Origin of the sequence: Providencia lanzhouensis, from assembly GCF_050469745.1 — a bacterium.
GTDB lineage: Bacteria > Pseudomonadota > Gammaproteobacteria > Enterobacterales > Enterobacteriaceae > Providencia > Providencia lanzhouensis.
On record NZ_CP174123.1, the window covers coordinates 1571314 to 1580384 of the forward strand.

15 protein-coding genes are annotated in these 9071 nt (G+C 42.1%); all 15 read left to right on the plus strand.

Annotated elements, in window-relative coordinates; all coding sequences use genetic code 11:
• Nucleotides 1-9 precede the first annotated feature (9 nt).
• The 15 genes from ACIH2S_RS07275 to ACIH2S_RS07345 all read left to right on the plus strand — a co-directional run bounded on the left by ACIH2S_RS07275 (nt 10) and on the right by ACIH2S_RS07345 (nt 8521).
• Nucleotides 10-201: a Cro/CI family transcriptional regulator gene (locus ACIH2S_RS07275; protein ID WP_108479599.1), complete on the plus strand. Its 192-nt coding sequence runs from the start codon at nt 10-12 to the stop codon at nt 199-201.
• A gap of 155 nt (nt 202-356) precedes the next feature.
• The gene (locus tag ACIH2S_RS07280; RefSeq protein WP_430248381.1) at nt 357-677 is read left to right on the plus strand and encodes a CII family transcriptional regulator; all 321 of its coding nucleotides are present in this window, start codon (nt 357-359) and stop codon (nt 675-677) included.
• Between the two features lie 119 nt (nt 678-796).
• Nucleotides 797-1123, plus strand: a complete 327-nt coding sequence (locus ACIH2S_RS07285; RefSeq protein WP_335674263.1) for a hypothetical protein — start codon at nt 797-799, stop codon at nt 1121-1123.
• 308 nt (nt 1124-1431) lie between these two features.
• Nucleotides 1432-1818 carry a hypothetical protein gene (locus tag ACIH2S_RS07290; protein WP_239354388.1) on the plus strand — a complete coding sequence of 129 codons (387 nt, stop codon included), beginning with the start codon at nt 1432-1434 and terminating at the stop codon, nt 1816-1818.
• Nucleotides 1819-1820: 2 nt separating this feature from the next.
• Entirely contained in the window at nt 1821-3458 is a 1638-nt protein-coding gene (locus ACIH2S_RS07295; protein WP_430248383.1) for a DEAD/DEAH box helicase family protein, read from the plus strand.
• Nucleotides 3421-4377: a primase-helicase zinc-binding domain-containing protein gene (locus ACIH2S_RS07300; protein WP_272672220.1), complete on the plus strand. Its 957-nt coding sequence runs from the start codon at nt 3421-3423 to the stop codon at nt 4375-4377. The genes ACIH2S_RS07295 and ACIH2S_RS07300 overlap by 38 nt, the downstream gene beginning before the upstream one ends.
• Nucleotides 4378-4403: 26 nt before the next feature.
• Entirely contained in the window at nt 4404-4607 is a 204-nt protein-coding gene (locus ACIH2S_RS07305; protein WP_430248384.1) for a hypothetical protein, read from the plus strand.
• Nucleotides 4608-4652: 45 nt separating this feature from the next.
• Entirely contained in the window at nt 4653-4874 is a 222-nt protein-coding gene (locus ACIH2S_RS07310; protein WP_430248386.1) for a hypothetical protein, read from the plus strand.
• Nucleotides 4874-5044, plus strand: coding sequence for a Lar family restriction alleviation protein (locus ACIH2S_RS07315; RefSeq protein WP_430248387.1), 171 nt, complete (start codon nt 4874-4876; stop codon nt 5042-5044). Before ACIH2S_RS07310 ends, ACIH2S_RS07315 begins: the two co-directional genes overlap by 1 nt.
• Nucleotides 5037-5288, plus strand: coding sequence for a DUF4752 family protein (locus tag ACIH2S_RS07320; protein WP_430248389.1), 252 nt, complete (start codon nt 5037-5039; stop codon nt 5286-5288). The genes ACIH2S_RS07315 and ACIH2S_RS07320 overlap by 8 nt, the downstream gene beginning before the upstream one ends.
• An 8-nt stretch (nt 5289-5296) precedes the next feature.
• Nucleotides 5297-5770, plus strand: coding sequence for a recombination protein NinB (locus ACIH2S_RS07325; protein ID WP_430248390.1), 474 nt, complete (start codon nt 5297-5299; stop codon nt 5768-5770).
• Between the two features lie 288 nt (nt 5771-6058).
• Nucleotides 6059-6433: a hypothetical protein gene (locus ACIH2S_RS07330; RefSeq protein ID WP_430248391.1), complete on the plus strand. Its 375-nt coding sequence runs from the start codon at nt 6059-6061 to the stop codon at nt 6431-6433.
• A complete protein-coding gene (locus ACIH2S_RS07335) occupies nt 6430-7092 on the plus strand; it encodes a metallophosphoesterase (RefSeq protein WP_430248393.1) in 663 nt (220 codons plus the stop codon). The genes ACIH2S_RS07330 and ACIH2S_RS07335 overlap by 4 nt, the downstream gene beginning before the upstream one ends.
• Before the next feature lie 96 nt (nt 7093-7188).
• Nucleotides 7189-7806: a recombination protein NinG gene (locus tag ACIH2S_RS07340; protein ID WP_265524605.1), complete on the plus strand. Its 618-nt coding sequence runs from the start codon at nt 7189-7191 to the stop codon at nt 7804-7806.
• Nucleotides 7807-8017: 211 nt separating this feature from the next.
• Complete coding sequence (locus ACIH2S_RS07345) at nt 8018-8521, plus strand: antiterminator Q family protein (RefSeq protein WP_423140283.1); 504 nt, start codon at nt 8018-8020, stop codon at nt 8519-8521.
• The last annotated feature ends 550 nt before the right edge of the window (nt 8522-9071 follow it).

Sequence of the window (9071 nt, forward strand, 5' to 3'; positions counted from 1 at the left end):
GGAGGAAGCATGGAAAGAATCCCATTAACAGCATTTGCTACAGAGCTAGGTCAAAACAAAGCAGCGGAATTGCTTGGTGTAAGACAAAGCGCTATTAGCAAAGCAATCTTAAAAAAACGAAATATTTATGTAATTAAAAAACAAGATGGAAGCGTTGAAGCTGAAGAAGTAAAAGCATTCCCATCTGGCAAAAACGAATAGATAAATCGCTCTTTAACATCTGAATATAGATTTGCTTTCCCTAGGGTAATTCTAGGGTGTCTATATTCTTTGGAATCGCTCAGAGGAACTTCTCAGAGCAACACACTCACAGGATCGTGAGCAACGGACTAACTACGTCAAAAGGAATTTAACAAATGGACTACGCAACAACACGCAACGTGCGAGCTATTGAGACTCGCATTCGCAAAGGGATTATCTTAACAACACCAAAAGCAGTTGCAAAAGCTGTCGGTGTACACGAATCACAAATCACTAGATGGCAAGCTGAGAACGGCTTTATCGAGAAGGCGGCTAAGTTGCTTGATGCAATAGGGTTCGATGCGCCAATTCAAGATGTGATTATTCAGGGTGATGAGGCTAGGGCATTAATTCAGATGCTAGAGCATATCAGATACCCAAAAAGAAAAGTCCCAACGGTGGCACCCGATGAGACTCAAATTAGTTTAAACATCTAATTGTAGTTACCCATTAATACTGGACGAATAATCAGTATTAGTCAAATGATTTGATCACTCATAGATAAGTTCATTAATTTATTTTTAATGGGCTTTAAATTCATGGAGTTAAAAAGTATATGGATAATTATGAGTATAACGTCAATGTTTTAATGCCAAGTTATTATTTTGAACAAGATGAAAACTGGATCAGGGAAATGTTATTGAGGCTAAGGCCATCAGTAAGGCCAAAGGTATCAGTTAAATATTCTGAGGTTTATCAAGAGCATTTCGACGATGAGCATATATCTTACAAAAAAATAAATGCTGGCAGAAAAGCAGCAAATACACGATTAAGAAACTTTGTAAAAAACTATGCTTCCTATCTCGATGGACATGTTTCTGATCCGAGAGTTTTTCAACAAGGCACTAGCCAGATGAACCAACCATCTCAAGGTGTCGCCTGAATCACCGAATTCAATACAAAAATATGGCCTGTTCCTTGGAAAGTGTAGCAATGCCGATACATGGCACTAGGCATAAGTATCTGATTCAAAAACCAAAAAAAAGAAAATCCGAGTTCTAAATTTACCCCTATAAGGACAAGGAGAGGGCAATTAAGAAATTCGTTAAAAATCATGAAGTTAATCAACATCAAAACGACAGGGTTTGTCGCTTTTTGCGACAGGTTCGGTCGCTTTGTTAAAAATCAATAGGTTACGATTTTATGCACAAATGGTCACGAGTTTTTAAAGCCAAGGAGCTGTTTAAACGAATGGCTGGATTGTCTCCCGTAGCAACGGAGCTGTACGGACATATCGTTGAGAATTGTGACTGGCGGCATGGGCGTTTTGTTGCGACTTCGGCAGAGGTTGCAAGCGAGTTAAACGTCACAGCGCGAAGTATTCAGAGAGCCAACAAAGAGCTTGAGGTTGCAGGTTTAATCAAGTTCAAGCGTGGCATATACGCAATAAATCCAGAATTTAACTGGGGGGGAAGGAGCTGGAATATATCGAAATCCTGTTACTACACGATGGACAGGAAAGGTGCTCAGGTTATTGATTTTAATGACGCAGCAGAAGCCATTAACTCAAAAAAGCTTGAGGAGATAGCCCGAAAAACCTTGAGGGAGGTAAACGGGCGTAACGCAAAAAGGAATTAATCATGCTCAGTATAACGCCAAAAGCTAAGCAAGTCACCGCATTGGATATGCTCAGAAGAAACTGGAATCAGCATCGAACGATGTTACTTTCGGCAAGTGTGGGATTTGGTAAAACGGCAATAGCCGCATTCATGGCAGACGGCCTAGTCTCTAGGAAGCTGCGAGTTATGTTTGTAGCGCCTTACACAGTGTTGTTAGACCAGACAGCAACTCGGTTTGTTGAATATGGTTTGCCGCCAGACGAAATCAGTTATGTGTGGCGAGATCATCCACTCTATGACCCTGACAAGCTAATTCAAATTGCATCAGCAGATACGCTAATTCGTCGCAAATTTCCTGACAATATCGATTTGCTTATCATCGATGAAGCTCACATGAAGCGGAAAAAAATACTCGAAATTATTCGAGATACGGATATTCGGGTGGTTGGATTGTCAGGAACGCCATTTGCTGGGTGGATGGGGGAATACTACGAAACACTGATTAAACCAACAACGATGAAGGAGTTAATCGAAATTGGGGATCTGAGTCCTTACGAGTTTTATGCGCCAGATAATCCCGATGTTAGCGGTGTGAAAACATCAAAACTGTCGGCATTCGGCAATGACTACAACGAGGAGCAGTTAGCCAAAATCATGGGCGATTCTGATTTAGTCGGGAATATCGTCAAGTTTTGGTTAGAACATGGTGAGGACAGGCCAACAGTTTGTTTTTGCGTCAATGTCAGCCATGCAAACTACGTCACGATGGAATTTAACCGAGCTGGTATCAATGCTGAGGTGATGACCGCAGACACGCCACACGATGAACGGCAGTTGATTATTAACCGTTTTGAGAGTGGAGCTACAAAAATCATCGTTAACGTTGGTGTTCTTGTTGCGGGGTTTGATAGTGATGTTCGCTGCATCATCTACGCAAGGCCAACAAAGTCAGAAATTAGATGGGTTCAGTGTCTTGGGCGCGGATTGAGAACAGCGAAAGGAAAAGACAAGTGTCTCATATTTGACCACTCAGGATCAGTTCACTTACTTGGCTTTCCTGATGATATTGAATACGACGATTTGCAAAAGAAAAATGACGGGATGAAAACTCAAAGTGGTTACAGCGAGAAAGAGAAAGCTGAGAAAAAACCTAAAGAGTGTCCATCATGTCACTACATGAAGCCCGCAGGCGTTTACGTTTGCCCTAAGTGTGGATTTAAACCACTGATGGGGGAAAACGTTCAGGTTGATGAAACTCGTGAGCTCAAAAAGCTGAAAGCAGGCGAGCAAATATTTACCAAAGAGCAAAAACAGAGTTGGTGGTCACAAATCAAGTTTTATCAAAAACAGCGTGAGATATCAGGCAAGCCGATTTCAGATGGTTGGTGTGCTCATACGTACAAGAAAAAATTTGGTGTATGGCCTCGTGGTTTACATAACTCACCGCAGGAAATAACACCAGAAGTTAGTAATTACATTCGGTCAAAAAATATCGCCTTTGCAAAAATGCAGGAGAAGCAAAACGCCAAAGAGGTAAAGCCGAAAACAGAGTCTGAAAAAATGGACTCTGCAAGGTCTCACCTAAAAGGCATACGTGAACAACTGAGTTTAGGAGGTAATCGTGAAGACGGTAGAGGCAGTAGTAGGGCGATGGCCTGAAATATTTGAGTATTACAAATTACCGCCAATCACAGGGAAAAAACATTATCTAGGTGAATGCCCAATATGTGGCAAGAAAGGGAAATTCAGGATAGATGATAAAAACGGAAAGGGGTCTTGGATATGTTCATGTGGTGCTGGGGATGGTTGGAAGCTACTGGAACTTACCCAACAAAAAGATTTTAGAGTTTTAGCAAGTGAGATAGACCGATTAATCGGAAACAGTTATTCAGGCCAAGCAGTACCGCAAGTCCAATCAGATGTAAAAGCCACTCATTCAAAAGTTATAGCAAAGTTTGCCTCACTAATCCCACTTAAAGATACATCGGCTCACCGTTATTTGATGGGCAGGGGGATCAACGTTTTACCATCTCAGCATATCAGATACAGCAGCACACAGCAGAACGGATTTACCTCACTCTGGTCAATTGCAACAGATGATCGCGGTGCTGGGTGTTATCTGCATAGGACGTTCTTGGATGGTGAAAAAAAGGCAAACTTTGAAGGAAATAAGCGCCTTACCAAATTACAGGAAGCTAATTATTTAGATTTTGCTGGCTCTATAGCCATTCGAATGACCCCAGTAGCATCAACGCTGGGTATTGCCGAGGGCATAGAAACAGCTCTTTCCTGCCAGCAAGTCTACGGTTGTAATACTTGGTCAACGCTAAACGCCAATTTCATGCGTAAGTTTAGAGCGCCGAAAGGTGTTAAGCACCTCATCATATTTGCAGACACGGACAGCAACGGCACAGGGCTAGCAGCCGCTTTTGAATGTGGCAATCGAAACATTTTAAGTAACAACGATGTTGAAAAAGTCAGCGTCCGATGGATTGACGGAACAGGCGATTTTAACGACATGCTAGTCAATGGGGCAAAAGTATTTCAACAGGAGTTATGGCGCAAGCAAGCAGCCTAACACACCAAATCATAAGGACTTCTAGGATGAATTTATTAACGAACACCGTCACCAAGGTATTAGGTGATCCGGTTCGTCATACCTACAAAAGCGATGATGGAACCGAAAATGAATATTACCTAACGCCAGTCGAGTGTGATTGTTGGGGGAATATTTCTAATAAGAAAGTGATGACAAATACTCTTGAGCAAGCTAAGGCAATTAAAGTTGGCTATGAGTGGGAATCGTGAGGGTTGAGTGATGAAAGGAACAACGTTAACAGAGGGAGGCATCTAATGCAGGGAACTAATTGGGTTAAACATAGCAGTAAGCAACCAGAGAATGGCGAGTTTATTTTGTTCGTAAGTGAAGGCGTCATGTATGTAGGTGAGTATGAAGCGGGTGACTTAGACGAGAGTCCGGTTGTTTATATAAGTGATGCAGATGGAAACACTTCAGTATTTTATGATGATTTAGAATTCTGGATGCCGAGACCACCAATGCCAGAGGGTGAATGATGGATGAACTCAAGAAATGCCCGTTTTGCGGTGGTGAAGCAAAGACAGAAAAATATTTGCTGGTTTATTGGCGAGTGAGATGTACTAAGTGCTTCACACTACAAACTGAAATGGTCACATCTGAGAAGTCAGCCATAGCAGCATGGAACAGGAGAGCTAACAGTGAGTGATGAAACATACAAATGGATAGTAGCCACGCTATCAATGATGGGGTACGTGTATATTGTTACACAAGCGTTTTGCTGGTTCGTAAATTTGATATTCAGCAAGTTATTTAAGCGCAAATCAAAAGAGCGAAAGCAAGCGGCAATTGATGAATTGTACGATGCGTTTGAACTTAGCGAAATCAAAGATAACCAAACAATCAAGGTTGCAACTAAAGGCGGCTTGGTCGTTATGATTTATCGTCAATAGGAGGTTAAATGTCACTCAAGACATACTATCTCAGTAGTAAAAGCATCAGACAGAACGCCATCGAAGCAATACAAAACCTACCAATAGATTCAGCCAAGCCATACGAAGTAAAACTCTCCGAACCCAAACGAACCAAAGCACAAAATGACCGCATGTGGGCAACTCTTACTGATTTGTCTGAACAGGTCATATGGCAAGGTCAACGGTACGACAAAGAGGATTGGAAGGATTTAATCACCGTGCTTAACAAACAAGTTAAAGGTGAGGCTCAACGGTCGGCTGTCGGGCTAGGTGGCGGCATTGTCTATTTTGGTGAGCGTACTAGCAAAATGCGAGTAAGGCAAATAGCAGATGTTATCGAATGTGCTCACTGGTTCGGCTCGCAAAATGGCGTGAAATTCACTGATGACGCAAAGAAAGAACTGGAGTGGGCGCAACGCATCGGTGACAAACAGAAACTCAAGGAGCAGCAAGAGAGATGAACATCATATCAAAAATGGCAATCGCTATAGCTTCGCTAGCATCACAGAACACCTTATGGGCTATTAATCGTAATAGCTATTGGTACAGCTACCAAACATCAACTAAGCGCATCACAGGTCACGCAAAGATAAACCGAGCAGCAAAGAAGCGGAGGGCGAGAAAGTGACTCCTAAAGAAAAGCTAAAGGAAATCGACAAAAAGCTAGACGAAGCTCATGCATTGGTAATTTCACTGCAAAACATGCGCAGAGAGCACATCAATCGCCACGATTTAAACAAGGAGAAATCATGACTCAGCAAGGGGAAAGAGCAATCGATGTTATTAACGCTGTCAGTGGACTCGAATATTTCACAGCAAAGAAAGCCACAAGCTTAACCGGTATGTCTCGCTCATATGTGAGCTTCATCCTTGGGCTAATGCATAAGTTTGGTGCAATAACTGTGGTCGGTAAAATCGGCGGCACCGTTAAATATCAAGCATCACGTAATGCAATTCAGATCATCGAAAATAACTTCACCGAGATATTTAAGCAAAGCCATTGCGTAAGAGGTAATGAGCCACTAGGCACTGGGATGGTTATTGTTGATAGGGCTAATGTAAATGGCATGGGTAATCCATCGTTAAGAAAGTTAGATGCATTGCTGAGTGGGGTGAGAGTGTGAGTGAGGAACGCAACGGAATTTACCTCAGAATCGATGGTGATCAATATCGACATATTTGGGCGGTTGGAGACATTCACGGATGCTTTGATTTGCTAAGTGATAAGTTGCAAGAAATTGATTTTGATAAAGAAAATGATTTATTGATTTCAGTTGGTGACTTAATCGATAGAGGGGATCAAAACGTAGAATGCCTAGATTTGATTAATGAAAAATGGTTCAGAGCTGTACGTGGAAATCATGAGCAAATGGCAATTGATGCTTTGTTTAATGGAGTGCCTTCACATAACTGGCTATATAACGGCGGTGATTGGTTTTTCATGCAGGACTACGATAACGAAGTTTTATCCCGCGCCTGTCTAGCAAAAGCGGAGAAGCTACCACTCATTATCGAAGTAAATGCTGATGGCAAAAAGACGGTCATTGCACACGCTGATTATCCATCCGATGAATACGAGTTCGGCAAGCCAGTAGATGAGCAATATGTAATTTGGAGCCGTGAGCGAATTGGTGACGAGAATGTGCGTGAGATTAAAGGCGCTGACCTATTTCTATTTGGTCATACTCCAATGAGAAAAGGTGCTGTTAAACGAGCTAACCAAGAGTATATAGACACTGGCGCAGTGTTTGGCTATGGACTGACATTAAGGAAGATAAAATGAAAAAGCAAAAATTCACTATCGGTGCAAAGTTATTTATCGCAACTCTGATCATTAGTCTAGTTGCTACATCATCAGCAATCTACTGGGTGGCGATATATGGCTAAGGCTAAAAAGCCGAAGCTGAAAACCTGTAAAGAATGCGATAAACAATTCACCCCCTACCTATCTACTCAAAAAGTCTGTTCTACATCCTGCGCAATAAAATTCGCCTCAAAAGAAATTAAACGGACCGAAGAAAAGGACCGCAAAAAACGCTTATCTGAGGAAAGGAAAATATTGCGGGTCCGCAAGGAAAAGCTAAAGACAAAATCAGACTGGAACAAAGAGGCCCAATCTGCGGTAAACAAATACATATTCTGGCGTGATTACGGTCAGCCATGTATAGCATGTGGTAGGTCCTTAAATTATGGGGTAAGAGGTGGGTCCGTAGATGCAAGTCATTACAGGTCCAGAGGTACGGCAAGTCATTTAAGGTTTAATCTTTTCAACATTCATGCTGGCTGCGTTCACTGCAACAGGGACCTGTCAGGCAATCTAATTCCATATCGCATAAATCTAATCAATAAAATCGGCGAAGAGCGAGTAACACGCTTAGAGCACGATAACTCGGTCCGTAAATTTGATATCGAATATCTAAAACGAATGAAAGCAATATTCACTCGTAGGGCTCGTTGGTATGAGAAAAGACGAAAAAGACTCATGGAGGCAGCTTAATGTTCACTGACATAGAGGCAGCAATTGAAGAGTGTAGGTTTCGCGCTGAGACCGAACGAACTGGAAGGAAACCAAAGCGGTATCTGTCCGTTGTTCAGTTGAAAAATGGGCTAATGAGAGTAATGGAAACCGGACAGGCTACAAGGCTTAAATATCCGATCATGTTCTCAGTAGGAAAAGACCGCTATCACACAGTATTGCCGGAGGTAAGATGAGCTACATTGGAGAGAAAGAACTTACAAAGGAACAATTCGACTGGCTCAATGGTTGGCTTGAATTGTGGGGAGCGTGGGTTCACTCAGGGCGATTGAATGTACGCATGATAAACATGATTTATAAATTCATGCGAACAGTCGAGCCAAACAGTACACCATCAAGACCTATGTGTAGTGACGATGACGGAATGTTGATTTCTCAGGTCGTAGATTCAATCATCGCCACTGACGAGCAGGCTTATAAAATATTACTCAGCTATTACGCTCATGGCGCCTCCAAGCTTTCGATAGCATCTTACTATCACTCGGTTGCAAATCCTCGCAAAATGAACACGCGTTCAGGAGGAAAGATAAAAGTTCCATCATTGCGAACATGCCGACGCGAAGTGGACGAAAAACTAAAAGCTTGCCAGTGGTTATTGTATGAACCTCTACGAAATGCAATGAACAGTCGTAAACGTGTAGCTAAAGTTAGGAAAATAACTGAACTTTGCTATTGACAGTAATGACCAAATGGACAATACTTATCAGGTAAGCTGCCTTAACTGTTCTTAGGTTGGCTTAACCAGATTCTAGAGCCTCACTTCGGTGGGGTTTTTTGCGTTAATAGTGCCCATCATAACCTCTACGCAGAATGGATAAATCTGGTTTGCGATACGTTTTGGGCTTTCGATGTACCCTTATGGGGCTTGAAGACCACACCACCCACTATCAGGCAATAGTTACTACCTGTACAGTGGCTTGGTGTGGCAACCTAATTTAGAGGTTTATGCGCTTGATGAATTCGAAGGCTTCGACGAGCATCCTGATTTTTAACTCCCCCGAATTCGAGGGGTTTAACTCTTAACTCAATTTTTAAATTTTGCGGTAATTTTCAATTTATCCTTTAATTTCAATAAGTCGCCTAGTGCGGCTTTTTTGTTTCTACCATATCGAGCACATCCTCGAAATGGTTCCTCATACGCCGCCACAGAATTCTAATCAACCAAACGAAAATTGACGCATAGAGATTGTGCGCGGCTATCTATTAACTAAATTCCTCCAACGTAG

What these genes read in the sequence shown, in the direction of transcription:
- ACIH2S_RS07275 (WP_108479599.1), top strand. Translation starts at nt 10, where the DNA reads ATGGAAAGAATCCCATTAACAGCATTTGCTACAGAGCTAGGTCAAAAC.
- ACIH2S_RS07280 (WP_430248381.1), top strand. Translation starts at nt 357, where the DNA reads ATGGACTACGCAACAACACGCAACGTGCGAGCTATTGAGACTCGCATT.
- ACIH2S_RS07285 (WP_335674263.1), top strand. Translation starts at nt 797, where the DNA reads ATGGATAATTATGAGTATAACGTCAATGTTTTAATGCCAAGTTATTAT.
- ACIH2S_RS07290 (WP_239354388.1), top strand. Translation starts at nt 1,432, where the DNA reads ATGGCTGGATTGTCTCCCGTAGCAACGGAGCTGTACGGACATATCGTT.
- ACIH2S_RS07295 (WP_430248383.1), top strand. Translation starts at nt 1,821, where the DNA reads ATGCTCAGTATAACGCCAAAAGCTAAGCAAGTCACCGCATTGGATATG.
- ACIH2S_RS07305 (WP_430248384.1), top strand. Translation starts at nt 4,404, where the DNA reads ATGAATTTATTAACGAACACCGTCACCAAGGTATTAGGTGATCCGGTT.
- ACIH2S_RS07310 (WP_430248386.1), top strand. Translation starts at nt 4,653, where the DNA reads ATGCAGGGAACTAATTGGGTTAAACATAGCAGTAAGCAACCAGAGAAT.
- ACIH2S_RS07315 (WP_430248387.1), top strand. Translation starts at nt 4,874, where the DNA reads ATGGATGAACTCAAGAAATGCCCGTTTTGCGGTGGTGAAGCAAAGACA.
- ACIH2S_RS07325 (WP_430248390.1), top strand. Translation starts at nt 5,297, where the DNA reads ATGTCACTCAAGACATACTATCTCAGTAGTAAAAGCATCAGACAGAAC.
- ACIH2S_RS07330 (WP_430248391.1), top strand. Translation starts at nt 6,059, where the DNA reads ATGACTCAGCAAGGGGAAAGAGCAATCGATGTTATTAACGCTGTCAGT.
- ACIH2S_RS07340 (WP_265524605.1), top strand. Translation starts at nt 7,189, where the DNA reads ATGGCTAAGGCTAAAAAGCCGAAGCTGAAAACCTGTAAAGAATGCGAT.
- ACIH2S_RS07345 (WP_423140283.1), top strand. Translation starts at nt 8,018, where the DNA reads ATGAGCTACATTGGAGAGAAAGAACTTACAAAGGAACAATTCGACTGG.